The 26,576-nt window shown below is 44.2% G+C and carries 25 protein-coding genes and 3 tRNA genes; 26 read left to right on the top strand and 2 right to left on the bottom strand.

Translation table 11 applies throughout. The features are described 5' to 3' along the window. Positions 1-136 precede the first annotated feature (136 nt). The 13 genes from RJD38_RS04380 (at position 137) to luxS (ending at position 12,919) form a co-directional block, all read left to right on the top strand. Entirely contained in the window at positions 137-1,327 is a 1,191-nt protein-coding gene (locus tag RJD38_RS04380) for an aspartate kinase (RefSeq protein WP_065545004.1), read from the top strand. A 76-nt stretch (positions 1,328-1,403) separates the two neighbouring features. Continuing rightward, entirely contained in the window at positions 1,404-1,601 is a 198-nt protein-coding gene (gene csrA / locus RJD38_RS04375; RefSeq protein WP_005593989.1) for a carbon storage regulator CsrA, read from the top strand. A 183-nt stretch (positions 1,602-1,784) separates the two neighbouring features. Next, positions 1,785-1,877 (top strand) — tRNA-Ser (locus RJD38_RS04370). A 69-nt stretch (positions 1,878-1,946) separates the two neighbouring features. Next, a tRNA-Arg gene (locus tag RJD38_RS04365) sits at positions 1,947-2,023 on the top strand. A 442-nt stretch (positions 2,024-2,465) separates the two neighbouring features. Beyond that, entirely contained in the window at positions 2,466-2,720 is a 255-nt protein-coding gene (locus RJD38_RS04360) for an oxaloacetate decarboxylase subunit gamma (protein WP_005593990.1), read from the top strand. Positions 2,721-2,751: 31 nt separating this feature from the next. Further along, the gene (oadA, locus tag RJD38_RS04355) at positions 2,752-4,530 is read left to right on the top strand and encodes a sodium-extruding oxaloacetate decarboxylase subunit alpha (RefSeq protein ID WP_009388235.1); all 1,779 of its coding nucleotides are present in this window, start codon (positions 2,752-2,754) and stop codon (positions 4,528-4,530) included. A 9-nt stretch (positions 4,531-4,539) separates the two neighbouring features. Continuing rightward, positions 4,540-5,670, top strand: coding sequence for a sodium ion-translocating decarboxylase subunit beta (locus tag RJD38_RS04350; protein WP_005593992.1), 1,131 nt, complete (start codon positions 4,540-4,542; stop codon positions 5,668-5,670). A gap of 137 nt (positions 5,671-5,807) precedes the next feature. Beyond that, positions 5,808-6,758, top strand: coding sequence for an NADP-dependent oxidoreductase (locus tag RJD38_RS04345; protein ID WP_065545005.1), 951 nt, complete (start codon positions 5,808-5,810; stop codon positions 6,756-6,758). Next, complete coding sequence (locus RJD38_RS04340; protein WP_005593995.1) at positions 6,752-7,213, top strand: YqaA family protein; 462 nt, start codon at positions 6,752-6,754, stop codon at positions 7,211-7,213. The genes RJD38_RS04345 and RJD38_RS04340 overlap by 7 nt, the downstream gene beginning before the upstream one ends. Before the next feature lie 9 nt (positions 7,214-7,222). Then, complete coding sequence (locus RJD38_RS04335; protein ID WP_065545006.1) at positions 7,223-10,081, top strand: M16 family metallopeptidase; 2,859 nt, start codon at positions 7,223-7,225, stop codon at positions 10,079-10,081. A gap of 108 nt (positions 10,082-10,189) precedes the next feature. Further along, positions 10,190-11,755 carry a glutamate--cysteine ligase gene (gene gshA, locus RJD38_RS04330; protein WP_005593996.1) on the top strand — a complete coding sequence of 522 codons (1,566 nt, stop codon included), beginning with the start codon at positions 10,190-10,192 and terminating at the stop codon, positions 11,753-11,755. Positions 11,756-11,771: 16 nt separating this feature from the next. Next, positions 11,772-12,383: a hypothetical protein gene (locus tag RJD38_RS04325; protein ID WP_005593997.1), complete on the top strand. Its 612-nt coding sequence runs from the start codon at positions 11,772-11,774 to the stop codon at positions 12,381-12,383. A 17-nt stretch (positions 12,384-12,400) separates the two neighbouring features. Next, the gene (gene luxS / locus RJD38_RS04320) at positions 12,401-12,919 is read left to right on the top strand and encodes an S-ribosylhomocysteine lyase (RefSeq protein ID WP_005593998.1); all 519 of its coding nucleotides are present in this window, start codon (positions 12,401-12,403) and stop codon (positions 12,917-12,919) included. Between the two features lie 92 nt (positions 12,920-13,011). Here luxS and RJD38_RS04315 read toward each other — a convergent pair whose 3' ends face one another. Continuing rightward, positions 13,012-13,488, bottom strand: a complete 477-nt coding sequence (locus RJD38_RS04315; RefSeq protein ID WP_005593999.1) for an RDD family protein — start codon at positions 13,486-13,488, stop codon at positions 13,012-13,014. A 193-nt stretch (positions 13,489-13,681) separates the two neighbouring features. On the opposite strand from RJD38_RS04315, the gene RJD38_RS04310 reads away from it, so the two are divergent. From RJD38_RS04310 to RJD38_RS04280, 7 genes are all read left to right on the top strand, one after another. Further along, a tRNA-Leu gene (locus RJD38_RS04310) sits at positions 13,682-13,766 on the top strand. A gap of 95 nt (positions 13,767-13,861) precedes the next feature. After that, the gene (locus RJD38_RS04305; RefSeq protein ID WP_367971402.1) at positions 13,862-14,203 is read left to right on the top strand and encodes a hypothetical protein; all 342 of its coding nucleotides are present in this window, start codon (positions 13,862-13,864) and stop codon (positions 14,201-14,203) included. A 581-nt stretch (positions 14,204-14,784) separates the two neighbouring features. Continuing rightward, a complete protein-coding gene (locus RJD38_RS04300) occupies positions 14,785-15,747 on the top strand; it encodes an LPP20 family lipoprotein (protein WP_038219990.1) in 963 nt (320 codons plus the stop codon). Between the two features lie 31 nt (positions 15,748-15,778). Further along, positions 15,779-16,759: a hypothetical protein gene (locus RJD38_RS04295; protein ID WP_065545008.1), complete on the top strand. Its 981-nt coding sequence runs from the start codon at positions 15,779-15,781 to the stop codon at positions 16,757-16,759. A 20-nt stretch (positions 16,760-16,779) separates the two neighbouring features. Next, positions 16,780-17,379 carry an LPP20 family lipoprotein gene (locus RJD38_RS04290; protein ID WP_065545950.1) on the top strand — a complete coding sequence of 200 codons (600 nt, stop codon included), beginning with the start codon at positions 16,780-16,782 and terminating at the stop codon, positions 17,377-17,379. An 84-nt stretch (positions 17,380-17,463) separates the two neighbouring features. Continuing rightward, entirely contained in the window at positions 17,464-18,855 is a 1,392-nt protein-coding gene (locus tag RJD38_RS04285; protein WP_009388254.1) for a transglycosylase SLT domain-containing protein, read from the top strand. 175 nt (positions 18,856-19,030) lie between these two features. Then, positions 19,031-19,798 carry an ETEC_3214 domain-containing protein gene (locus RJD38_RS04280; RefSeq protein WP_009388255.1) on the top strand — a complete coding sequence of 256 codons (768 nt, stop codon included), beginning with the start codon at positions 19,031-19,033 and terminating at the stop codon, positions 19,796-19,798. A 241-nt stretch (positions 19,799-20,039) separates the two neighbouring features. On the opposite strand, the gene RJD38_RS04275 is transcribed toward RJD38_RS04280, so the two are convergent. After that, complete coding sequence (locus tag RJD38_RS04275) at positions 20,040-20,696, bottom strand: inorganic diphosphatase (protein WP_065545009.1); 657 nt, start codon at positions 20,694-20,696, stop codon at positions 20,040-20,042. Between the two features lie 554 nt (positions 20,697-21,250). On the opposite strand from RJD38_RS04275, the gene RJD38_RS04270 reads away from it, so the two are divergent. The 6 genes from RJD38_RS04270 (at position 21,251) to RJD38_RS04245 (ending at position 26,557) form a co-directional block, all read left to right on the top strand. Beyond that, complete coding sequence (locus RJD38_RS04270; protein ID WP_005594004.1) at positions 21,251-21,556, top strand: PTS sugar transporter subunit IIB; 306 nt, start codon at positions 21,251-21,253, stop codon at positions 21,554-21,556. Positions 21,557-21,656: 100 nt separating this feature from the next. After that, a complete protein-coding gene (locus tag RJD38_RS04265; RefSeq protein WP_065545010.1) occupies positions 21,657-22,988 on the top strand; it encodes a PTS sugar transporter subunit IIC in 1,332 nt (443 codons plus the stop codon). A 44-nt stretch (positions 22,989-23,032) separates the two neighbouring features. Next, entirely contained in the window at positions 23,033-23,341 is a 309-nt protein-coding gene (locus RJD38_RS04260) for a PTS lactose/cellobiose transporter subunit IIA (protein WP_005594006.1), read from the top strand. A gap of 12 nt (positions 23,342-23,353) precedes the next feature. Next, a complete protein-coding gene (locus RJD38_RS04255; RefSeq protein WP_065545011.1) occupies positions 23,354-24,676 on the top strand; it encodes a 6-phospho-beta-glucosidase in 1,323 nt (440 codons plus the stop codon). 38 nt (positions 24,677-24,714) lie between these two features. Then, positions 24,715-25,449 carry a chitin disaccharide deacetylase gene (gene chbG / locus RJD38_RS04250; RefSeq protein ID WP_065545012.1) on the top strand — a complete coding sequence of 245 codons (735 nt, stop codon included), beginning with the start codon at positions 24,715-24,717 and terminating at the stop codon, positions 25,447-25,449. Between the two features lie 109 nt (positions 25,450-25,558). After that, positions 25,559-26,557, top strand: a complete 999-nt coding sequence (locus tag RJD38_RS04245) for a LacI family DNA-binding transcriptional regulator (RefSeq protein WP_005594010.1) — start codon at positions 25,559-25,561, stop codon at positions 26,555-26,557. Positions 26,558-26,576: the final 19 nt, after the last annotated feature.

The raw sequence follows: 26,576 nt of genomic DNA, 5'->3' as shown, positions 1-26,576 counted from the left end.
TCAACGCTCAACCAATTGGTTGAGCGTTTTTTTTGTGGTGAGTAGAGATTAGAATTTAATTCTCACCGATTGAATCGCCGTTTGTTATCTCGGACAAATGGCACAGTGAACTCGGTTCTTAGGAAGGTGAAGGCTGGTGAAAAAGCCCCTGATTGTGCAAAAGTTTGGTGGAACCTCTGTCGGTTCAATCGAAAGAATTCACGCGGTTGCAGAACACATAATCAATAGTAAAAAACAAGGCTATCAGGTCGTTGTGGTTGTCTCGGCGATGTCTGGCGAAACCAACCGACTAATGAGCTTAGCTAAGCAGGTGGATGTTGTGCCTGCGGCGAGAGAGTTAGACGTTCTATTGGCTGCTGGTGAGCAGATGTCGATGGCACTGTTAGCTATGACGCTTAATAAACTTGGGCATGCTGCTGCTTCGTTGACGGGCGTACAAGCCAAGATCACGACGGATAATCGCCATAATGATGCCACGATTAGCCATATTGATGCTGGGCCGATTTTGGAACTGTTAGCACAAGAGCAAATTGTAATTGTCGCAGGGTTTCAAGGTGTCACAAAGCAGGGCGATATTACCACGTTGGGCCGTGGCGGCTCAGATACCACCGCTGTCACGCTCGCGGGGGCGCTTAATGCACAAGAGTGCCAGATTTTTACCGACGTGGATGGTGTCTATAGTTGCGACCCAAGAGTAGTCCCACAAGCGCAGCGATTGCCGATAATTGATTTTCCTTCAATGGAGTGCATGGCACGTCATGGGGCGAAGGTGCTACACCTACCTTCCGTACAATATGCATGGCAACATCAAGTGCCTTTACGAGTGCTATCGAGCTTTGATCTCAATAGTGGCACGCTGGTGAAAGGTGAGAATTGTCATCGCCCGATGAGTGGCTTAGCTATTTTACGTGATATGTGTCTGATTCACATAGAGAGTGAACGTATTTTAAATGTGCAAAAACAGTGTCAATTGTTAGGGATTACGATCGGTAATGTGATCGAACATCCAGAATGGTCAGCCATAGTGATAAAACAGGATGATTACACTAAGCTTGAGCTAGCGTTCCAGCAAAAAATTAGTAATAGTGAACCTATCGGTTTGTTAACTATGGTTGGATTGCAAGCTGAACGATCAGCCGAGCGTTCTTGCCAGTTGCTCGCTGCACAAAGTATCAAAACGATCCATGTTGCATCAGATGGGCTGTCGATTACTTTGGCTATATCGCCTGAGAGTATCGACAAAGCAGCCAACATATTGCACCATGCTCATATTGCTTCCAGTGAAGCACTCGTTTGCCTACAAAAACATGCCTCGTTAAACGAATAAAGTTTACGAAAATATAACTTTTGTTGGATAATAGCTTCGTAGCAAGATTTTTAAGAGATTACTCAAGGAGCACAGAATGCTAATTTTAACTCGCCGTGTTGGTGAAACTCTAATGATTGGTGATGAAGTCACCGTAACTGTACTAGGTGTTAAAGGTAACCAAGTACGTATCGGTGTTAATGCTCCGAAAGAAGTGTCTGTTCACCGTGAAGAGATCTACATGCGTATTCAGGCAGAAAAAGGTAATAGTGCCCCAACTTCAGGCAACTTCTAATTACTTTAAAAAAGCTGGCATTGCGTCAGCTTTTTTTGTGAATAAAAGCAGTTATTTGTTCGTGCAAGCTCGAATAAACACCGCTTTGATTAAATAGCCAACGGTTGAATGACTTTTTGCTATTTTTACCAAGAAAATGTTTGACATATTTTTGGTAAATCGTAATATGTGCCTCCGCAAGACGGTGAGGTGGCCGAGAGGCTGAAGGCGCTCCCCTGCTAAGGGAGTATACGGCTTAATACCGTATCGAGGGTTCGAATCCCTCCTTCACCGCCATTCTTGCACGGTTCTTCGGAACCAAATTAGCGTTGAAATTTTTCCATTGGAAAAAGAGTAAAAAAATGTGCGCTCTTAGCTCAGCTGGATAGAGTACCTGGCTACGAACCAGGCGGTCGGAGGTTCGAATCCTCCAGGGCGCACCACCTTCTAAAGCCTCGCAGAAATGCGAGGCTTTTTTATTAACAAAATTTTATCATTTTGTTCACTCTTCCTATACAACTTATTGTTTTGAAAGTATTTATTTCAGAATTTTTAAGCCTATCGCAGCAAGTATTCGCTAATTGGAATAACGTTAGATAATAAGTAGTTATTTATTCTTTTTGACGGATATATTTCAGCTTTATGTGACTTGTGTGACGAATATTTCCCTAGAAATGTGCTTTATCGTTAAGACTGCTTTAAACAAAATTGACAAACTTTAACCAATCGAGATAATCCTAGACCTCTTGTCGGGATCAATGAATGTATCTTTCGACAATTGATAGCACGCAGTAAGTGCTTAATTGCATAAGCAGTAAGGTTCGATACCGCCCAAGAAATTACACTGTTTAGGCTATTGTCAGGATGACAAAGAAAGGACGCTAAATGGACACTATTGGAAGCCAACTATTAGATGCTGCCACTCTCATGCTAACGGGAATGTCGGTGGTATTTATTTTCCTCACAATTCTCGTATATCTCGTTCGGTTAATGTCTAGATTAGTACCGGAAGAGGTGCCAGAGCCGATCTCTACCCCCAAACAAAATAAAAAAGTTCAATCATCTTCAGCTGTAAGCCCACAGGTTGTAGCGGCAATTTCCGCTGCGGTACACCAGTACCGTACCTCGACCGCGAAATAGCATAAAAAGGATTTAAAAGGAGTTAATGAGCATGTCTAAACCACTAGCTTTAACCGATGTGGTACTTCGTGACGCCCATCAATCGTTATTTGCAACGCGTATGCGCATTGAAGATATGTTACCGATTGCCGCTGAGCTGGATAAAATTGGTTACTGGTCTTTGGAAACTTGGGGTGGAGCTACGTTTGATGCGTGTATCCGTTTCTTGGGTGAAGATCCATGGGAGCGTTTGCGCGAACTGAAAAAAGCGATGCCAAACACCCCGATGCAAATGTTACTGCGTGGCCAAAACCTTTTAGGTTATCGCCACTATGCTGATGACGTGGTTGAAAAGTTTGTTGAACGCGCACATGCCAACGGCATGGATGTCTTCCGTATCTTTGATGCGATGAATGATGTACGTAACTTCCAGAAAGCAGTCAAAGCGACGGTAGACGTTGGTGCGCATGCTCAAGGCACGCTCTCTTACACGACGAGCCCTGTTCACACGATTGAAACTTGGGTTGACCTTGCTAAGCGCTTGGAAGATCTTGGTTGTCACTCACTATGCATTAAAGATATGTCTGGTCTACTGCGTCCTTATGAAGCGGAAGAGTTGATTACACGTATTAAAGCTTCTTGTGATGTGCCATTAGCACTCCACTGTCATGCTACCACGGGTCTTTCTACTGCAACTGCTGTTAAAGCTGTGGAAGCGGGCATTGATATTCTCGATACCGCGATCTCTTCAATGAGCTGTACTTATGGACATACTCCAACAGAAACCGTGGTTGCAATGCTGCAAGGCACAGAGCGCGACACGAACTTAGATTTAGAGCAGCTTGAGCCTATCGCCGCTTATTTCCGTGAAGTACGTAAAAAATACGCGAAATTTGAAGGCAAAATGAAGGGTGTTGATTCGCGTATTCTGATTGCTCAAGTACCTGGCGGTATGTTGACCAATATGGAAGCTCAGCTAAAAGAGCAGGGCGCAGCCGATCGTATGGATGAGGTACTCGAAGAGATCCCTCGCGTCCGTCAAGATCTTGGTTATATCCCATTGGTAACGCCAACATCGCAAATTGTTGGTACTCAAGCAGTGATCAACGTATTAACCGGCGAGCGCTATAAGAGCATCACCAAAGAAACGGCGGGCGTCTTAAAAGGTGAATACGGCGCAGCGCCAGCGGAAGTGAACGCTGAACTACAAGCGAAAGTTTTGGATGGTGCAGAGCCTGTTACTTGTCGCCCTGCTGATTTGCTAAAAGCGGAATTACATACGCTGACGGATGATTTATTAGTTAAAGCGAAGGAAGAGGGTATTTCTCTAGCAGAAGATACCGTCGACGATGTACTGACTTACGCTTTGTTCCCACAAGTGGGCCTCAAATTCCTTAAAAATCGCCATAACCCTGAAGCTTTCGAGCCTGCACCAGGTAATGAGCCAGCTCCTGTCGCTCCTGTTGCAGCACCCGTTCAAGGTGGAATTGAAACTTACAGCGTTAAAGTTGATGGCCAAGTGTACGATGTTGAAGTTGGCCCGCAAGGTCAGTTGCAGTCGGTCGCGCCAAGTGCAGCATCAGCGAAAGCAGCGCCTGCAGCTGCACCCGCTGGGGATGCAGAAGCGGTACCAGCACCATTAGCCGGTAACATCTTTAAAGTGAATGTACAAAGTGGTTCAGAAGTTGCTGAAGGCGATGTATTACTGATTCTTGAAGCAATGAAGATGGAAACGGAAGTCCGCGCAGCACGTGGCGGCATCGTACAAGATCTTCATGTTAAAGAAGGTGATTCAGTTGTTGTCGGCTCGCCGCTACTAAGCTTAGCGTAAGGGAGTACCATGGAAGGATTATTGACTCTCTGGGCAGAAACCGGCATTGCTAACTTTGAGTTTGGCCAACTGTGCATGATCGCAGTTGGTTGTACTCTGCTGTATTTAGCCATTCGTAAGGGGTTTGAACCCTTACTCTTGTTGCCGATTGGTTTCGGTGCCATTTTGGCAAATATCCCTAATGCTGGCTTTACTGAGCCAGGCGGCATGCTCTACTACATCTACTATTTGGGTATCGATACGGGCATATTCCCGCTGCTGATCTTTATGGGTGTAGGGGCAATGACGGACTTTGGTGCGCTGATTGCTAACCCCAAAACCTTATGGCTAGGGGCTGCTGCTCAGTTTGGTATTTTTGCTACCTTATTCGGTGCGATTCTACTTAACTATATTCCTGGGATGGAATTCACCATGCCAGATGCAGCATCGATTGCCATTATTGGTGGTGCAGATGGCCCAACGGCAATCTTCCTCGCCAGTAAGTTATCGCCGGATCTGCTTGGTGCAATTGCTGTAGCAGCCTATAGCTATATGGCTCTAGTGCCGATCATTCAACCGCCGATCATGAAGGCATTGACGACTCCTGAAGAGCGCAAAATCAAAATGGCTCAACTGCGTCACGTAGGGAAAACAGAAAAGATCCTGTTTCCTCTTGCCGTGTTGATGATGACGATTTTGTTCCTACCGTCAGCGACACCACTTGTAGGTATGTTCTGTCTTGGTAACTTGATGCGTGAAGCTGGCGTGGTCGATCGTTTGTCTAAGACTGCACAAAACGAGTTAATCAATATTGTGACCATTTTCCTTGGTCTCGGTGTTGGCTCAAAGCTGCAAGCGGAAGAGTTTTTGAACTTAGAAACGCTGGGTATCTTAGGCTTAGGTGCAGTGGCATTTAGTATCGGTACGGCCGGTGGTGTCTTAATGGCGAAACTATTGAATAAGTTCTCCAAAGAAGACATCAACCCATTGATTGGTGCTGCGGGGGTTTCTGCGGTACCAATGGCGGCGCGTGTGGTCAATAAAGTTGGCCTAGAAGCAAACCCACAAAACTTCCTGCTGATGCACGCGATGGGACCAAACGTTGCTGGCGTACTTGGCTCGGCGGTAGCGGCGGGTATTTTGTTGGCGCTAGTTGGTTAACTTACTCGCTAAGTTGCTGATCATTTAGGTAATAACTTGGTTAAATTGCGATCAAGTGGTTAACTAAAGCAAAGCAAATGTTATATATTCAAGGGATGCTTCGGCATCCCTTTTTACATCAATAAGGACTGGTTGATATGGAAAACAAACAGGTTGTCATCCCACAGTTTGGCGAGCCAGAAGTGCTCAGTATCCGACAAGCTGCAATACCGAGTGCAAAAGCAGGCGAAGTGGTGGTTAAAGTCGCCTTTGCAGCGGTTAATCCGATTGATGTAAAAACGCGTGCGGGCCTAGGATGGGCTGCTGCACAGAATAAAGATAATCTACCTTGGGTGCTCGGTTACGATATTTCTGGTGAAGTGTATCAATGTGGTTCGGATGTACAGCAGTTAGAAGTGGGGGATAAAGTGGCGGGCTTTATTGGTTTTCCACTGCAAGGTGGTGGCTACAGCCAATATGTTACCGTAGCGGAAAGTGCTCTAAGTGCAGTACCAGAATCAGTAACGCTTGAAGCGGCGGCAGCACTACCTCTGGCAGGGCAAACCGCGGTACAGGCTCTGGACAAAGCCTCTGTACAAGAAGGACAGCGAGTATTGATCCTTGCTGGTGCAGGCGGCGTAGGGCATATTGCCGTGCAGTTAGCGGTCGCAGCCAAAGCGGAAGTGTTTACCACTTGCAGTGAAGCCAATTTAGACTATTTAGCCACATTAGGGGCTCATGCAGTTAATTATCGTTTTTCGCCGGCCTCTGAACGCGTTGAAGAAGCCGATGTGTTGATTGATCTTGTCGGTGGGGAGGCGGCGTTAGATGCATTGAAGTGCCTTAAAGATGGGGCAAAAGTGGTAACACTACCCACTTTAAGTGCAGAATTGATCTGTGAAAAAGCGCACTTGCTCGGCTTCGATGCGACGGGAATGTTAGTCGATCCCAACCCTCAGCAATTAGATACCATGCTTTATATGGTGAGTATCGGTTTGTTGAAAACAGAAATTTATCATATCTACCCAATGGATCAGGTAGTGGAGGCCCATAAACAAATGGAAACTGGGCACACACGAGGAAAAATTTTGTTGGATATGCAATGCTAGAAACGTTCAATACCGCGTTTCAATCTTTCGCTTTATGGTTTTCAGATTCAGCCCTATGGGTACTCTTTTTTAGTGGTTTTCTTAGTGCAACCTTATTACCCGGTGGATCTGAGGCTGGGTTGATTGCGACGCTAAGCCTCAACCAATATTCTGCCGTTATGATTATTGCTGTTGCGACTATCGGCAACACTTTAGGTGGTTTAACCAATTATTGGTTAGGGCTGTGGCTGCCTAATAGAACTCAGAATGAAAAGCATGGTCATAAAGCCATGCATTGGCTGCAGAAATACGGCTACTGGTCATTGCTGTTTAGTTGGTTACCGATCATTGGTGATCCTTTATGTTTAGCGGCAGGGTGGTTACGGATGCGATTTTGGCCATCGTTTTGGCTTATATTGATTGGCAAAGCATTCCGTTACACACTTCTTACCGCGCTTTATTACGGTTTTTTCTAAGGAAATACGATGAAGAAATTTTTACTTGGTGCATTTTCTCTGGCCACTCTCGCTGGCTGCACCAGCAATATCGATTATTCCGTACCGTTTTTTTCCTCGCTGCCACAAGGTGTCACCTTAATCGAAGAGGTTGATGCGGTTGCTGGTAAAGCAACCATCCCATACAGCAAATACCAACTGGATAACGGACTGACGGTGATCTTAACCCCTGATCATTCCGATCCGCTGGTTCATGTTGATGTGACTTACCATGTTGGTTCAGCACGTGAAGAGATTGGTAAATCCGGCTTTGCACACTTTTTCGAACATATGATGTTCCAAGGTAGCGAGCACGTTGGTGATCAAGAACATTTTCGTCTGATCACCGAAGCCGGTGGCAGCTTAAATGGCACCACCAACCGCGATAGAACCAACTATTTTGAAACCGTTCCAGCCAATCAACTGGAAAAAATGTTGTGGCTTGAATCTGATCGCATGGGCTTTTTGCTTGATGCCGTTTCACAACGAAAATTTGAAATTCAGCGTGATACGGTTAAAAACGAACGTGCACAAAACTTTGATAACCGCCCTTATGGTTTGATGTGGGAAAAAATGGGTGAGGCGATGTACGCGGAAGGCCACCCTTATTCATGGCAAACTATTGGTTATGTAGAGGATCTTGACCGTGTGGACGTTAACGATCTCAAAGCATTCTTCCTACGTTGGTATGGGCCTAATAATGCCGTTTTGACCATCGGTGGTGATATTGATGTCGATCAGACACTCGAGTGGGTAAACAAGTATTTTGGTTCTATTCCAGAAGGCCCTGCGGTTGAAAATGCGCCGAAGCAACCTGCGCAGCTAAACCAAGATAAATACATCACCTTAGAGGACAAAATTCAGCAACCAATGGTGGTGATTGGCTGGCCAACGCAATATCGCGGTCATCAAGATGAAATGGCCCTGAGCGCATTAGCTTCAGCGTTGGGTGAGGGCGCGAACTCACTGCTCTATCAGAAATTAGTTAAAACGCAAAAAGCGGTCGATGCAGGTGCATTCCAAGATTGTGCTGAATTGTCATGTAACTTTTATGTCTATGCGATGGCGCCATCAGGTAAAAAAGGCCAGTTGCAACCGCTATATAATGAAGTGATGCAGGTACTGGCACAGTTTGAGGCACAAGGCATTAGCCAAGAGCGCTTGGAACAAATTAGAGGCATGGCTGAAGCGGATGCTGTCTTTGCGCTGCAAAGCGTAAAAGGCAAAGTCAGCCAGCTCGCGTCCAATGAGACCTTCTATGGTGAACCGGACCGTTTGCAGTCTCAACTGGCTAATATTCGCCTGGTGACCTCTGACTCGGTGATGGCGGCTTACAAGCAATACGTCAATGGTCATCACAAAGTGACCTTGAGTGTCGTACCGCAAGGTAAACTTGATTTTGCTGTTGCGCCGGCAAGCTTTGTCACTCCAGAGCGTCAGCTACCCGAGTATCAAAAAATTACCGAAGGTGATCTCAATTATCGCCATGCAGTCGATGATTTTGATCGCGCAATCATGCCAACGGTGGCTGAGCCGGTGAAAGCGCAAATGCCAACCTTGTATCGAGTCTACTTCGATAATGGTGTTGAACTGCTAGGTACGGTTAGTGATGAAACGCCAACGGTGCAGATGGATATTCGTTTCCCGGCGGGTGAACGCTACGTACCACGAGGTAAAGAAGGCCTTGCGAACCTGACGGCGGCAATGTTGCAAGAAGGAACGATAGATTCCAGTCTGGAAGAGCTACAAGCACGCTTGGATAAAATTGGTAGTCATGTGTCGATTAATGCGGGCAATTACACCAGTACAATTTCCATTTCGAGCTTAGAGAAATACCTGCCACAAACGTTGGCGGTTGTTGAAGAGGTTCTGTCAAAACCAGCGTTTAATGAACAAGATTTCGCGCGAGTTAAAAAACAGATGCTTGAAGGTGTGGTCTATCAACATCAAAAGCCAAGTTGGTTAGCGTCGCAAGCAACACGTCAAGTGTTGTTTGATGGTTCGATCTATCAACGTGCTAGCGATGGCACCGCTTCATCAATTCAAGGGCTGAGCTTGGATGATGTGAAGCAGTTTTATCGCAAACAGTACACGCCACAAGGTACACAGATTGTCGTGGTTGGTGATATGAAGCAAAAGGCCATCACCGAACAATTGCGTTTTATTGATGGTTGGCATGGTGATCCTGCGCCATTGCTGAGACCACAATTGGTGAAGCCACTCAAAGGGCAATCAATCTACCTAGTGGATAAGCCGGGAGCACCGCAAAGTATCGTACGCATGGTGCGTCAGGGCCTACCTTTTGATGCCACGGGCGAAGTTTTTCTCACCCAACTCGCTAATTTTAATCTAGCGGGTAACTTTAATAGCCGCTTGAACCAAAACTTACGTGAAGACAAGGGCTACACTTATGGTGCAAGTGGCTATCTGGCTTCAAACCGTGAGGTTGGGGCTGTGGTATTTTCGGCTCAAGTGCGTGCCGACGCGACGGTTGCATCGATTAAAGAGATGCAGAGTGAGTTAACGCGTTTTAGTCAATCAGGCCTGACAGAGCAAGAAATGAAATTTTTACGCTTGGCCGTCGGTCAACAAGATGCACTAAAATATGAAACACCCTCACAGAAGACCAACTTGTTGGGAAGTATTCTCTCATATAGCTTAGATGAGGATTATTTACAGCAACGTAATGAGATTGTTGAGCGAGTCGATAAAACCACCCTCGATGCTTTGGCGAAGAAATGGTTTGACCCAAGTGACTACCAAATTATCGTGGTCGGTGATGCAACACGCTTGAAACCGCAACTGGAATCATTACAGATTCCAGTCCAAGAGCTTGAAATTGTCCATTAAAGGACACATTAAGAGTGGATACGTAGAGCGGCAGACCCTGCCGCTCTTCAAAGTTAACTAGCCAGTTCTGGTTTTTTACGCAGAACAATCAACATAGGCGATCCCATTTTGACAGATTTTGCTACGCGATTAGAGCGAGTGTCCCGTAATCCCGAAGTGTTTAAGACTTTCGGTCGTGGCGTGGAAAGAGAAACCTTGCGTTACAAGCAAGATGGCAAACTTTCTACAACTCAGCACCCAGATGGATTGGGTTCAGCTTACGCAAACAAATGGATTACGACGGACTTTTCAGAGTCGCTACTTGAGTTTATCACCCCAGTTTCACGTGACATTGATACTCTAGTAGCACAACTTGAAGACATTCATCACTTTACTCAAACCAAATTGGGTGAAGAAAAGATGTGGCCACTTTCAATGCCTTGTTATGTTGGAGACGAGCAAGATATCAATCTCGCCCAATACGGTGATTCGAATTCCGGTAAAATGAAAACGTTATACCGCGAAGGCCTTAAACGTCGCTATGGTAGCTTAATGCAGATCATCTCAGGTGTGCATTTTAACTTCTCTTTTCCAGAAACGTTCTGGGATCAGTTGTATGGCGAGCAAGATGAAGCGGCGCGTCAAGCGACCAAGTCAGATGGCTATTTTGCTTTGATTCGTAATTACTACCGCTTTGGTTGGTTAATTCCGTTCTTCTTTGGTGCGTCACCGGCATTGTGCCCATCGTTTATTAAAGGACGTGACACCAAACTACCGTTTGAAAATATCGGCCAAACGCTGTTTTTGCCGCAAGCAACGTCTCTGCGTTTAAGCGACTTGGGTTATACCAACAGTGCGCAAAGCGTATTGAAAATCGGCTTTAATAGCATCGAGCAATATCTAGAAGGATTGAACAGTGCTATTCGCACACCTTCACAAGAGTTTGCTGAAATTGGCGTAAAAGTCGATGGTGAATACCGTCAGCTAAATAGCAATGTATTGCAAATCGAAAATGAGCTTTATGCACCAATTCGACCAAAGCGCGTAGCCCAAGATGGCGAGAAGCCGTCAGAAGCACTTACTCGTGCCGGTGTGGAATACATTGAAGTACGTTCATTAGACGTTAACCCATACAGTTCTATTGGCCTAGACAAAGACCAAATCCGCTTCCTTGATTTGTTCCTCGCTTGGGCAGCACTGACCGATTCCGACCCAATGGATTTCTGCGAGCAAGCATGCTGGCGTGAGAACTGGAATAAGGTCATCGTTGAAGGTCGTAAAGTTGGCCTTGAACTGCAAATCGGCTGTAAAGGTGAAACTCTGACCCTACAAGAGTGGGCGAAACGCGTATTTGCCGAGCTAACACAAGTGGCTGTGCAGATGGATAAAGCACTCGGTGGCAATGAATATCAAGCAGTATGCGACAAGCTGATGGCTTGGATTGATAATCCAGAGCTAACGATTTCTGGTCAATTGCTAGAAGACACCAAACGTTTAGGTGGCCTTGGTGGACTCGGTTGTACTTTTGGTAAGCAATACCGCGAGAAGCATCTTGCTCATCAATACGGCTATTACAATCAAGAGAAAATGGAACAAGAGGTCGCTCGCTCTCGTGAAGCGCAAGCTGCATTAGAAGCGTCAGACACTCAAGACTTTGAACAATTCCTAGAAGACTACTTCGCCTATCTAAAGTAGAAATAAAGCTGTCATTATGCACAAAGAAAGGATTCTCAAACTGGCGCTATTGATTGGCGTAACCAGCCTTGCTGGTTGCGCCACCCCGCCGCCAGCGAATCAAAGTAATATCTGTTCTATCTTCCGTGAAAACCCTAGTTGGTACGATGATGCGGTGGACATGCAAGAAGAATGGGGCACTCCAATTAACATTGCGATGGCATTTGTTAAGCAAGAAAGCAGTTTCCGCCATGATGCTCGACCCCCTAAAGATTACCTGTTAGGGTTTATCCCATGGGGGCGAGTGAGCAGTGCCTACGGCTATGCACAGGCACAAGATCCTGCATGGGAAGATTTTCAAAAAGCGACTGGTCATGGCGGTTCACGCACCAGTTTCGATGATGCATTGATGTTTATTGGTTGGTATACCAGTGAAACCCAAAAGCAATTGGGGATTTCAAAATGGGATCCTTACAATCAATATCTGGCTTATCACGAAGGTCGTGGTGGTTATAAGCGTAAAACCTATCAAGCTAAGCCCTCATTGATAAAAGTCGCTCGTCGAGTAGAGCAACAAGCAAAGGATTACGGTTGGCAACTTAAACAGTGCCGCCAAGAGTTGGAAAACAATAGAAGCTGGTTTTTCTAGCCAGCAGGAGAAGGACAATGCCACTACTAGATAGCTTTACTGTCGATCATACCCGCATGCATGCACCGGCTGTGCGTGTTGCGAAAACCATGACAACGCCAAAAGGCGACACCATTACTGTGTTTGATTTGCGTTTTACTGCGCCAAACAAAGACATCTTGTCAGAGAAGGGTATTCACACCTTAGAGCACCTATACGCCGGCTTTATGCGTAATCACCTTAATGGTGATGCGGTAGAAATTATTGATATTTCGCCAATGGGGTGTCGTACGGGTTTTTACATGAGCTTGATTGGTACGCCGAGTGAACAACAAGTTGCGACGGCATGGCTTGCTGCAATGGCTGACGTGTTGACGGTTGAAAGTCAGAACAAAATCCCTGAGCTGAATGAATACCAGTGCGGTACTGCAGCGATGCACTCACTAGAAGAAGCGAAACAGATTGCGCAAGCAATTATCGCCGCGGGCATTTCAGTGAATAAGAATGACGATCTTGCTCTACCGGCTGAAATGCTCAATGAGCTTCGCGTCGATTAATCGATAGCGTTTATTCGCCAAGTTTTGATTTAAAATAAAAAGGAAGGCCGAGGCCTTCCTTTTTTATATTGGTGTTTCGCACCAGAGATCGACTATTGTGCCTTTGGCAGCACGACCACTTGGGTCTTGGCCCAAATATCATGAAAGCCCCGCTTTTGTGGATCGAGTGGTACGGCAAGGTTAGCTAAACCAAATCCAGACGTCGCTAGGCGGATTAATGCTTGAGTGACCGTAATGCGACCACCATCCAAGTTGCGCACTTGCAGTTTCCAAGCGCGCATACCCAGTGTTTGTCCTGCACGAGTCCAGAAGAAAACAAAGAAGTACACCCAAACTGCCGCAAGGTAGAAAGTAAAGATAGGACTCCAGATCGGGTTATTCGACAAGAAGTCGCCAATATCAGCATACGGGGCGATATTGACCAGATTAAGCGCCATTAAGGCTTGCAACACGGCAACGACAACGCCAGCGGCCAACATCTCAATGGCGATAATAATCAAGCTATCGTAAAACAGCGCGCCTAGGCGTCGCATTAAGCCTGCAGATGGAAGTGGCTGGTGGTTGCTCATAATGGGTTCTCAAACGGTAAATAAGGCGTCAGGATAATGTTTCAAAACGCTTGTGAAAAGAGAGCTTGCGCACAGCTTGGTGCTTTATGGCGAAATTATCATCAAACGGTTGGTAATTCAGTTTTTTACACTTGCACGACGCGCGTTGTTACGTATAATGCCAATCATCGAAAGGGCAATGCCCCAAGATAATGCCGGTATGGTGAAATTGGTATACACGACGGATTCAAAATCCGTTGCCTTCGGGCGTGGCGGTTCAAGTCCGCCTACCGGTACCATATTTAAACGATAAAGCCTCGACTCACGTCGGGGCTTTGTTGTATCTGATATAATATAAAAAGTCTCTCGTTATTTTTCCTTATCAGTCATTTTAATGATATCGATAACCAATAAAACGTTACCTTTAGTTGAGCGCAAAATGACAAGTAACAGAACATTACCTATTAAATTTATTATATTTATTGGACTTCTCAGCTTTGTGGGCGTGGTTGGATATAAATTTATCACAGAAGGCATACAGGATGCGGTGATTTTCACTCCTGTCGTCGATGATTTTATGTGGGGAACTCTATGCTCGCTTATTGGCGCTCTTTTTTGTGCTGGAGCGCTGTATAACAAATCAGTACCTAAAAGACTTTGGAATGCAGTGAAAGGTATTTTCTTTTTGGTTGGTGGGCTAAGTATGCTATTTGATGGTGTACAGGCTGTGTTCTGAATAAAAGGTTATGCGATATTTTTTCATGACATAATTTGTCCAGCTCCATAGTATTAAGTCAATGCTAAGCGGTTGCTGTTAGTTTTTAGAGCATTGGAATTGATTCGTTTGTAAGCCTAATGCCAGCGTTATATTTTTTGCAGCAAAGCCTCGATGACAGTCGGGGCTTTGTTGTATCTGTCTTTTGTACAGTCAACGCAACAAGGTCGTAGAATTACGGAGAGTCGATGAAGCCTCTGCGTGCAGCCCCTAAATACCAGTTTAATTCAGATTTGCGATCGGCTGGTTTTATTTTAAATACAAAGAATTATGATTATCGGGATGTTTTTTTTGTGAAAACTGTTGGATAACGTAATTGGCGGTTTTTGTTATCCAGTAATGGAGTCAATATCACAAATTCGTGATCTGACGCAAAATTGTCAAAAATACAACGTTGTCCTGACATTTAACCTCATAACAAATGTTGTGTTGATCGTTTTTTTTACGATAATCCTCTGTTGATTGTATGATGGTCGCAGATTATTTTCCTAAATAACAGTCTGTTAAGTTTTTACTCTTCCTGAATCTTATAGCGGATTGTTATGAAAACCAAAATATCGTTGTTTCTTTTTGCGTTAGCAATTTCTGGCTGTCAATCCACATCAGTTCCCGATTGGTACTTAGGGGAGATGAAACATGATCCTCAATATATTTATGCTGTCGGTGAAGGGTTTGGCTTAAGTTCGGCCAAAAATTCTGCGCTTACTCAAGTCAATGAGCAGCTTTGGACACAAGTAAATTCAAGCTTTATGCAAAGTGTCGAGCACCGTACTCATAATGACACAGAGTTCAATCGTGAAACGATTAAAAATCGAATGATCGTTGAATCTGCACGCTTAGTTCTCTCGGGAGCCGAATTCTTAAATACGGATAAAAACGAACGCACTTACTATGCGCAAGTTCGAGTTAAGCGCGATGCCATCAAGCAACAACTCAATAATGAATTAGATCAAATAGAACAAAATGCCATTCGCTTAATCAATGAATACCAGTATCAAGATAAGCTCACTTGGTGGTTAGCCAATCAAGATTACTCAGTGACGCTCGCTGAGTATTACCTTCGTCTCGCTATTCTCGACTCTATGGGGCAAAAACGCTCATTTTCTTCGTCTGTAAACAAGGTAACTCGCACCGTTTCTCAAGTGAAATCTAGCCTACTTATTTATATCAAAGCAGATGCTAAAGATGTGAAAAGCGCAGACCTAGTAGTGCAAAGCTTTAACCCGGAAGAGATCAAAACGACCCAGCGCTGGTCAAATGCGGTTACTCATCAACTCGTGATGGATTCTGATTATCGCCGCAATCGCGTTGGTGACGCGTATATCACCACTAAATTGACCCAGATAACCTTGAAAAATCGCACAGGTAAGACGCTAGCAAGCAATGAAATAATTTCGACCGCCAATTCTATGTCTAATTTCAAGTTGTCTCATGAAGGGGCTGAACGCCACTTTGGACAGCAGGTCGAAGATATGGGTATCTGGTCCTCATTAGGCTTTAAATAACTATAAATAATAAACGTTACGGAGTGATGTAGTGTTAAAGAAAACGTTAGTGGCAGCGGCATTAGTGTCTGTATTGTCTGGGTGCGTGACAAGTTCAGTGGTGTGCAATCCAAATTCTCGAGTTGACCTTGATGCCGCTGAAGTGCAATCGAAGAACTCTGAAGATATTAAAGTAATTGTATTACCAGTGGATATGGCTTTTAGCGATTCAGCGAAACAGCGTCTTCAAGCTGTGATTTTGAACGATCTGGAGGCGACAGTCACTCAATCGGGCAGTGATCTTATTGATCGTAAGCTGGCGAGCAAATTAAAAAATGAAATCAAACTTGCTGAGCAGAGTGGACGCTACAATACCAATGGCGTTCCAATCGCGGATATCGCCATTATTTCAGAAGTTACTGCAAGTAATCTTTTTTATAGCTTCACCGAACGAGATACTTACAAGAATAAAAAAGGTGAGACTAAAGTAACACCTGCACATTGTGATTTCAGAACAGAAGTGAAGACAACGTTGAAAGTTGTATCTCTTCCTGAAATGCGTTTAATTCAACGCATTGAGCTTGAGGGCAGTGATACCTCAAAAACAGAAACAAATGATTCTGATTGTCCAATTACCCACGGTAAGTACATCGGTATGGCGATAGATTCAGCACAAAGCTCTATCGAACAAAGCCTTGCCTTGCAGAAGGTACTTGCGCCTTCGGCAACGGTTATGGAGATGCGTCAATGTGGTGAGGGCATGCAGCTAAAAATCTCGATGGGTAAGAACAAAAATATCCAGCCTAATTCTCCAATTATTTTCTCACAGATCTATAAGTCAGATGATGGCGAGCTAGAAATGTATCCACTGGGTGAAGGTTATGTGATTGACAATGAAATTAATGCCGTTGGTGCCAAGCACTCTTGGGTTGATGTTGCAGATGAAATTGGCGAGCAAGTGAGAAAAGGCGACCACGCCCGTTTTGTACCTAAATGTAATTGGTACGACGTTTCTTGTACGTTAAATAACTAAAATATTGAGGATTAGTTGTGATTAATAAAACTCTTGTAGCCGCAAGCCTAACGCTTCTTTTGTCCGCTTGTTCAAATATTCAAACGGTTGAGCAAAGCCAAGATTTTGCTGCATGTACTTTCCCTGACTCACCATCTGAGAACGCACCTGGTTGGGTTTGTGATATTACCCCGACCGATCTCGCTATTTCAGCAACTGGCTATGCGAAGAAAAGTGCAGCTGGTATGGGGATAATGAAGAAGGTTGCGCTAGCAAACGCTCAAGTCATTTTGGCTGCTCAGTTAAAAGCTCAAGTGAGTAATAAATTTAGCCAATTGATGGACTCCTCGGTAACAAGTGGTGTTGAGGATGCGGCACTAGAGTCAGTGCATGAAAAAATTGAAGATATTACAGAAAACGTCGTTTCTCAGTCTTTAAGCGGTGCGCGAATTCAAATGAGTATGGTAAGTCCGAAAGGAGGGCTTTACCTATTGATCGGCATGGATCAGGCGACCTATAACGCCAATATCTCTAAGGCAGTTGATGAGTTAAATAATGACTCTAAGCTTTGGGATACGTTCAATAGCGAACAAGCAGCCAAAGAACTCCAGCAAGCTTTAGAGAGTATGAAGCAGCAATAGACACGTTAACTCCTATATTTTTAGGTTAATTATTACGAGGTTGTCATTAGATAACCTCGTTTTTTATCGGGTTAGAGGTTAGTCATGGTCAGAAAAAATATTTCATTAATGGCTGCTGCGGTAGCGCTAGTATTTTCGCCTTTATCGAATGCTGAAGAGCCCTTTGATGATTTGAGAAACGCAATCAACAAAATGAATACACCGCAAAAACAGAAAATCGCCGAATTTCATCAATGGCTAGATCAATACTTTTCGCAATATGAAGCATGGCGAGATGACTATACGGCAAACCAAGATAAGCAACGTGCTGTCCTCATTGATAAGTGGGGCAGCGGTGAAGTGTCTAGTGCCACCAAAACGGTGGAGTACAATGGTGATGTTAAAAAGATCATCGATTATCAAAGTAATACGGCGATTGTCTCAGTGCTTGTCGATGTAGATCAAAAAGATAGCGGACTAAAATCAGCTCAGCAATTTGAAATTGATGGGCAGACTATTTCGCTCAAGCATGCGATAAAGCAGGAAGCGTTAGTTGATTATTCGTTAAAGCAAGAGCAAAAAGAAAAACAGTTTGTATTTGATCAAGTGCAAACACAGATGCGTCAGTTGGATGTTCAAGCCGATCGCTTGATTGCCGCGAATACAGGCGCACCAGCGGATTATATTTATCAACGTACTCAAGATAAAAAATTAGCATTGATCCAGTCCGCCACTCAGCGTGTTGTGGCTATTAGTGCTCAGTTTACTGCAAAGCGTGAACAACTTGGGATTAATGTTGAAACTGTAGCTCAAGCCCAAAGCGTTAAGCCAGAGTCTGCCGTTGAGTCGGTGAAATCAGACGTTAATGTGAAGCCTATCTCTGAACCGGTCGTGGAAAAAGTTTTACCAACAAAGGCTGAAAAAAAGGTCGTAACTTATACCGTCAAACTCCCTAATGATAGTCTAAGTGAGGCGGCGGCTAAGTACCGTCCTTTAGCAGTCAAAGAAGGCAAAAAGTGGGGCGTTGAAACCGCTTTAATTATGGCAATTATGCATAATGAGTCTTCATTTCGTCCAAGGGTTGTGTCTGGTGCTCCTGCTTACGGGTTGATGCAAATTGTCCCTACAAGTGCTGGTCATGATGTTAATCGTAAGTTTAGAAAAATCGATGCACCTATGACTGAGGATGAACTATTTATTCCGGAAATTAATGTCGAGACCGGAGCCGCTTACTTACGTATTTTACAAGAGAATTATCTCAGTAAGATTAAGGATAAACAGAGTAGAACCTATTGCATGATTGCCGCTTACAACACGGGAGCTGGCAATGTTGGTCGAGCGTTTAACCCTGATGGAGCTATCAATCTCAATAATGCAATGGACATCATCAATACGATGACGCCTGAAGAAGTCTATCATCAGCTTTTGGAGCGTTTACCATACGTTGAAACTAGAACCTACTTATCTAGAGTGACGGCAAGTTTGGCATCATATTGATGCATTTTGGAGTGCTAATAACCCAATAAGTGGATTTGTTTTTTGCAGATAGTCAGCCAAAGAAGCTAGGTTTGTTTTTGGACCGTTACTGACTATTTTGCGATGCTATAAACGTTTACAGCATATAGAAAATTCAAATGGTATGGGACGTAAAAGATTTAAAGGTAGTAACCAGATGGCTAACACTGAAGTTCCTCAAAATATCTCTAACTCACAACATAATATTAGAGAGAAAGTTCGCGAGAAATGGGCGAAAACGATTACTTTTGTTTCAATTGTTGTTATCGCATTAGGTGGTATCAATGACTCATGGGATGCTGTGGAGAAGATGTCCAACTTTACCCTGTCACAATTTACTGATATCCCGTCTCACAATAAGTTAGATCATATCTATATTCGTGCATCTAAAGCGGTATTAGATGAGCACTTTGGCGCTCCGGTTTATATTAAAGAGGACGTCAATGGTCGCTCGATTGAATACTACGATGATAAACGTTTTATTTTATCTGCGGTAACGCAAGATCACGCTATAGTGGCGTTTCTAGTCTTTCCTAAACCAGGTTTTAAGCCAAATACCAGCGAGCACCCTGGTGGTAACGCTTTGCTTGAAGTGTCATTTAACCAATTAGGAACTAACGATGTCCTAGCAAACTATTCGCCGTCAGTCTCTTATTACATAGAGTCAAACACTGGCGGGGAGTTTAGTCGCTTGTATCAGTCGGTTTCTGGCTTCAGTGAAACCCTAGATCCGCTTGATCGCGAAACTCGCAATATGCTGAAAAATATATCGGATCGACTAGTAATGGGTAAGGCTCCGATTACAGAGATTGAAGAGTTTCGTGAATCAATCGTACCGAACTTTTATGGATACAGTATTTTAGGTTTAGGTGTTCTGGAGAACGCAATCTTAACCTTAACTGAGTTTCGTTTGATCAATAATTGATTTTTGAGAGTTAGATAAACAGCGCTTAACTCATAATGACCTTTGCTTTAAAGAGATTTATTAACAAGCTTTCATTTGAGTTAGGTTATTGCGCACTCTCTCGAGAACGCATCGATTTGAGCCTCCGCACAAGTTAATCAAATTCTAGTGAAGTGACACTGACTAAAGCACTTAAAAAATAAAAGCTCACCAGTTATGGTGAGCTTTTGACGTCAATACGACTAAGAGCTACGACAAAGAACTATGGCTTATAGTGACTAATGGCCTGATTAAGTACTTTAGTTGCCTCTTTACTCGACATGATTCCTTGCACTTCTATTTCGCCATCTGGGCCTTTGTAGTTATCAAACCATATCTTGACGATATCTACGACGCCGGGATATTGCTCTTGCAGTGCTTCGATCGTTTCAACATCTTTAAAAGGTGATTGCTCAACTACTGGAACCGCAATCAGTTTGTCATCCTGCTCGCCCCCATCTAGCATTTTTAGGCCACCAATCACACGAACAGGTGCAACACTGCCCCTCTCCATTGCAGAACCGAGCACTAAGATATCCAATGGGTCACCATCCCCTCCGAGCGATTTAGGTAGGGCAGTGCTTGGAATCGTGCCGTAGTTCCCAGGATAGCCTAGGTAGTGAACAACACGCGGCTGACCGTTTTTAAATTCCCAGTTAATGATAGAGCCGTCGCGCTTGCTAACTTCCCACTTTTCATTGTCACCAGTTGGAATTTCAATGATGGCATTCACGGTGCCATTACTGTTGGTGCTCGGGATCCCCGATAGATAGTCATGATTGGCTTTAATGGTGTAAGTATCAATCTGGGCAAAATCGGTCGTTGCCATCGCCGATGCAGAGCTCATGAGCATCGCGGCAAGTAAAAGGTGTTTTTTCATAGCCATTTCCATTTGAAAAGATGAATGAATAGTCGACTGATTTGATGAAGCTAACATGACAGAATTATTGTGTTTTGAAGAAAATCGCATTCTAAATAGCTTTAATATCAATCAGTAAAGCCATTAAATGATGAATTCATAATATTGGTCAATACCAGTGAATAGTAATATTTAAGCTTGCGATGCACTGTTAGTCATTGCTTATGTTTAATTACAAATTAGTTGTTAATTCGATAATGCTACGGCCTATTTTGATAAAAATAGAGCGATTGTTGTTGGTGTTCTGCAATGTGAATATTTGCTGACTGGGAGAATGTTTTAAATTTAATCTATGCGAAATAAATTAATGAAGGTCTAAATTTAAATTAATCTTTCATTTGATATTTATTCTCATTTGAGTCGGTTTTAAATTAATGTCAACGATAAAAAGTAAGCCTAACTTCATAAAATGGGATTTTGTTCACGCTTAATGCAACCGGTTGCGCTTTTTTGATCTGTTCATTTTTGCTACAGTTTTTGTGGGTTGATTCTAAATCAAATAAAGGAGCTGGATGATGAAGAAGATTTTACTTTGTTGTAGCGCTGGTATGTCGACCAGCATGCTAGTAAAGAAAATGGAACAAGCGGCGCAAGCTCGTGGTATCGAGTGCCAAATCGAAGCGCTCGCCGTCAATGCGTTCTCTGAAGCGATTAAAGAATACGATGTTTGCTTACTTGGTCCTCAAGTGCGTTTTCAACTTGAAGACTTGAAGAAAACCGCTGATGAGCACGGTAAAAATATCGCCGCTATCTCAATGCAAGATTATGGAATGATGAAAGGCGATGAGGTGCTCACACAAGCACTGAGCTTAATTAACTAATTCTCAATATAAGTTAAAAACAAATATAAATAAAAAGTGATTACACCTTATTGAAATATAGGGTGTGGGACTTTTTACGCCAAAAATAAGGATGGACACTATGAATCTTTATGATTCGATACTTGGTTTTGTCGAAAAATATATCGCACCACTCGCGGTTAAAGTGGGCAATCAACCACATGTAAGAGCAATGAGAGACGGCTTTATCGTCTCAATACCGTTTATTATTGTCGGTAGTTTTATTTTAATTTTTGCCTTCCCTCCATTTGACCCTGATACCAAAAATGCATTTGGTCGCGCATGGTTGGATTTTGCTACGACACACTTTGATACCATTATGATGCCATTCAATATGTCGATGGGGATTATGACGATCTTCATTACATTGGGTGTAGCGCATAGTCTGGCGAAAGCCCACAAAATGGATGGCATTACCAGTGCCGCGCTTGCGTTGATGTCTTATCTCTTGGTGGCTTCACCATTATCAAATGGAGGTCTACCCACTCAACATATGGGAGGGACGGGTGTATTTACGGGCGTTCTATCGGCATTTTTCGCCGTAGAGCTGTACCGTTTTTTGAAAAAACACAACGTTACGATTCGTATGCCAGAACAAGTACCACCGGCAATTGCTCGTTCATTTGAAGTGATGATCCCAGTATTAGCGGTATTTTTGACCCTTTATCCATTAAGTATCTTCGTTCAAGCCCAGTTTGATATGTTAATTCCGGATCTGATTCTTGAAGCGTTTAAACCACTAGTGAGCGCATCAAACTCATTGCCTGCCATCATCGGTGCATTGCTGTTATGCCAATTATTATGGTTTGCCGGTATTCACGGCGCGGCGATTGTTGTTGGCCTACTGTCTCCTATTTTTCTTACCAACATTGGCGCGAACACCGAAGCCTTTATTGCTGGTGAGCCAATTCCAAATATCTTTACTCAACCGTTTTGGGACTTCTATATCTTCCTTGGCGGCTCAGGTGCAACGTTTGCACTGGTACTGCTGATGGCCTTTAGCCGTTCAGCGCACCTCAAGAGTATTGGCCGTATGAGTGTGGTACCTGGTTTCTTCCAAATTAATGAGCCGGTGATCTTCGGTACACCGCTTGTGTTGAACCCTACTTTGTTCCTGCCCTTTTTACTGGTTCCAGTGGTTAACGCGACGATCGCTTATTTTGCAGTTCACTCCGGATTTGTCGGAATGGGGGTGGCGACAACACCGTGGACAACACCTGCCATCATTGGTGCTTCTTGGGGTAGTGGTTGGACATTTACACCAGTACTGCTGGTCATTGGCTTGATGATTCTTGATCTCTTCTTATACCTACCATTCTTCAAAATGTTTGAGAAGCAGGTGTTGGCAGAAGAACTGCCTGTCGCGGAAAAGAAAGCAGAGGAACAAGGTAACGGTCAAGGTGTGACCGCTTAATTTAAATTTTTGTAAGTATCAAATACGTTTTATCGGGAGGATTTATGGACCAGGAAATGGTTGTGATGGAAATCATTTGTAATGCAGGTGAAGCGCGCAGTCTATGTTACGAAGCGTTGAGGTTAGCCCGTAATAATGATTTTGACCAAGCACAAGAGAAGTTGGCACAAGGCAAAGAGTGCCTAAATAAGGCGCACCTCACTCAGACTCAGCTTATCGAAGCGGATCAGGGAGAAGGCAAAGTGCCAATGACGTTGGTTATGGTGCATGCCCAAGATCACCTCATGACAACCATTCTTGCTCATGAAATGGCGACAGAAATGGTCGCTTTACATCAGCAGTTAGTCGCTTAATGGAGAATAAATATGCCTAGAGGTGCTTTGAAGCTTGCCATCATTGGTGGTGGCAGTAGCTACACGCCTGAGCTTATTGAAGGTGTGTTAAAACGCCGAGAATTTTTACCGGTGAGTGAAATTCACTTAGTGGATATTGATCAAGGTAGAGAAAAACTCGACATCATCCATGCGTTAGCCACAAGAATGGTGGCTAAAGTGGGGGCTGATATCAAGATTAGCGCAAGTACCGATCGTCGTGAGGCGATCAAAGGTGCTGATTTTGTCATGACGCAATTTCGTGTGGGTGGCTTAAAGGCTCGTGCAAGTGATGAGCGCATCCCACTCAAGTATGATGTGATTGGTCAAGAAACGACGGGGCCAGGTGGTTTTGCTAAGGCTTTACGTACCATCCCCGTAATCCTTGATATCTGTCGTGATATTGAAGAACTTGCGCCCCAAGCGTGGATGCTGAATTTTACCAACCCAGCAGGTCTCGTTTCTGAAGCTGTCAATAAACACACCAAGGTCAAGAGCATTGGTCTGTGTAACGTTCCCGTTTCGATGCGCATGATGGTGGCAGAGATGATGGGTTGTCAGCCAGAAGAGCTGCAATTGGAATTTGCTGGCTTAAACCACTTAGTGTGGGTGCTCAAGGCATGGCTGAATGGTGAAGACATTACTGAAACCGTGATTGAAAAAGTCGGTGATGGCGCAAACTTCAGCATGAAGAATATTTTTGAAGAACCATGGGATCCTGACTTTCTTAGAGCGTTGGGGGCGATCCCATGTCCATATCATCGTTATTTCTATCAAACGGATGCGATGCTGCAGGAAGAGAAAGAAAGTGCTGGCGAGCAAGGAACACGAGCTGAGCAGGTGATGAAAACCGAAGCATCACTATTCAAACTCTATCAAGACGTCAATTTGGATGTAAAACCGAAGGAGTTAGAAGAAAGGGGCGGTGCCTATTATTCAGATGCTTCACTTAACTTGGTTGATGGTATTTACAATAACCGCAATGGCATTCATGTGGTGAACGTACCAAATAATGGAGCCATCAATACGCTTCCTGACGATGCTGTGATTGAATGCAGTGCTGTTATCGGTAATTGGGGTGCCAAACCTATTGCTGTCGGCGAGCTACCAGCGAACATCAAAGGTCTTTTGCATCAAGTAAAAGCCTACGAGCAGTTGGCGATTGAAGCGGCTGTGTTTGGTGACTATGACAAAGCATTGATGGCACTGGCGAATAATCCTCTTGTGCCTGACATCAAGCGAGCCAAAGCGATCCTCAATGATATTCTTCGTGAGAATGCGGAGTATTTACCACAATTTAAACTAACCACACTCTAGCGAGTGTGCTTGCTGCAAAGCAATAAGCTGAGGAAAAGATGAAAGTCATTTTTAATGCCGACGATTTTGGTCTTACTGCCGGTGTCAATAACGGTATTGTACAAGCCTTCCGTCATGGTGTTGTTCGTTCGACGACATTGATGGTCGATATGCCCGGCGAATCCCATGCTGTCGCGCTTGCTGCGCAAGTGCCGGAATTGAAAGTTGGGCTTCATCTGCGCTTTACAGCTGGTAAGCCACTGACAGGTCATCAATCGCTTGTGGGTGAACACGGTCTTTTTCCGGCTATTCCTGGCTTTTGGAGCAAGCAGGATTTTGACCCGGTTGAGGTGTATGAAGAAGTGGTGGCCCAAGTGGAGCATTTTTTAAGCTTAGGCTTAACATTGAGCCATATTGATGGCCATCATCATGCCCATACACATCCTCAGATCGCCCCAGCGGTGTACGAAGTGGCAAAAAAATACCGAGTCCCACTGCGTGGAGTGGGTCTTGCTGGGCAAGAGGAGTTTGGTTGTCGTTATCATTTTACTGAGCAGTTCTACGATCAACACACCTCAGTTGCGAGTGCTAAGCAATTGATGTTAGAGCATGAGAATAACTGTGATGTGTTGGAAGTAATGTGTCATCCCGCAATCGTTGATACGCAGCTGCGCTCGATGAGCAGCTATCTTGCCCAGCGTGAGCACGAGCTAGCGACACTTTCCTCACCAGAATTCATCGCTTTCTTACAAGAGCGTGATATCCAAGTCACGGATTATTCCGTACTGACTTAGCCGCTACTGCATCTCTGTGTATCATAACTGCTGTCAGTTTCAGTTCCCCCCTTAATTTTCGTTACTGACAGCTTTTTTCTTTCTAATCGTATTAACTATTGAAGGTCATATGGCACGAATTAAAGATGTTGCTGCCTTAGCAGGAGTAAACCGTTCGACGGTTTCTAGGATCATTAACGGTGAAGGTAAATTCAGAGAGGAAACCAGACAGAAAGTAGAGCAAGCGATGGCGGAATTGAACTATCGCCCGAGTGCTATTGCTCGTTCGCTCGCGACTTCGTCAAGTAACATGATGGGTCTATTGGTGACCTACTATACCGGGGGATTTTTTGGCGCCATGATGGAACAAGTTCAAAATGAACTTGATACACATGCTAAATTTTTAATTACCGCTCAAGGGCACCACTCTAAAGAGGGGGAAAGAGACGCGGTTGAGCGTTTTCATGCGTTACGTTGCGATGGTTATATATTGCACAGTCGTCATTTGACTGATGAAGATATCTGCCAACTTGCACAACAGCACCCACCTTTTGTCTTGCTAGACCGCGTTATTCCATCATTAGAAGAGCGTTGTATTCGTTTCAATCACCATAAAGCAAGTTCAATGGCGGTACAGCACTTGTTACAGCAAAATCACCGCTTAATTGGTTGTATCACCGGCCCTACTTGGCGTGAAAACAGCTTGCAGCGTAAGCAAGGTTACCTTGATACCATGGCTGCGGCACAAGTGAGTGTCCCTCAATCATGGTGTGAGGAAGGGAACTACGGTTCGCAAAGTGGATATGATGCGACTAAAGCGCTATTAACCCGTCATCCAGAATTGACGGCAATTTTCTCTTGTAGTGAAGAGATGACGGTTGGTGCGATGCAATACTTGCACGAGCATGGACTTAAAGTGCCGGAGGATATCTCGATTGTTAGCTTTGATAGCGTAGAGCGATGCAATGAATTATACCCTGCGGTTACCTCGGTCTGCTTTCCTATCAATGATATGGCTCAGTCGGCGGTGCAAGTGCTAATGGATCTGATCGCGGGTAAAGAGGTCGGTCAACTGCATGAATTTACGCCTAAGCTAGTGATTCGCAAGGCCGATCGCGCCTTAATATAGGACTAAAGTACTAATTACA

This window comes from Vibrio scophthalmi (genome assembly GCF_040869025.1).
Taxonomy (GTDB): Bacteria; Pseudomonadota; Gammaproteobacteria; order Enterobacterales; family Vibrionaceae; genus Vibrio; species Vibrio scophthalmi.
This window is presented reverse-complemented; position numbering and strand designations above follow the sequence as displayed.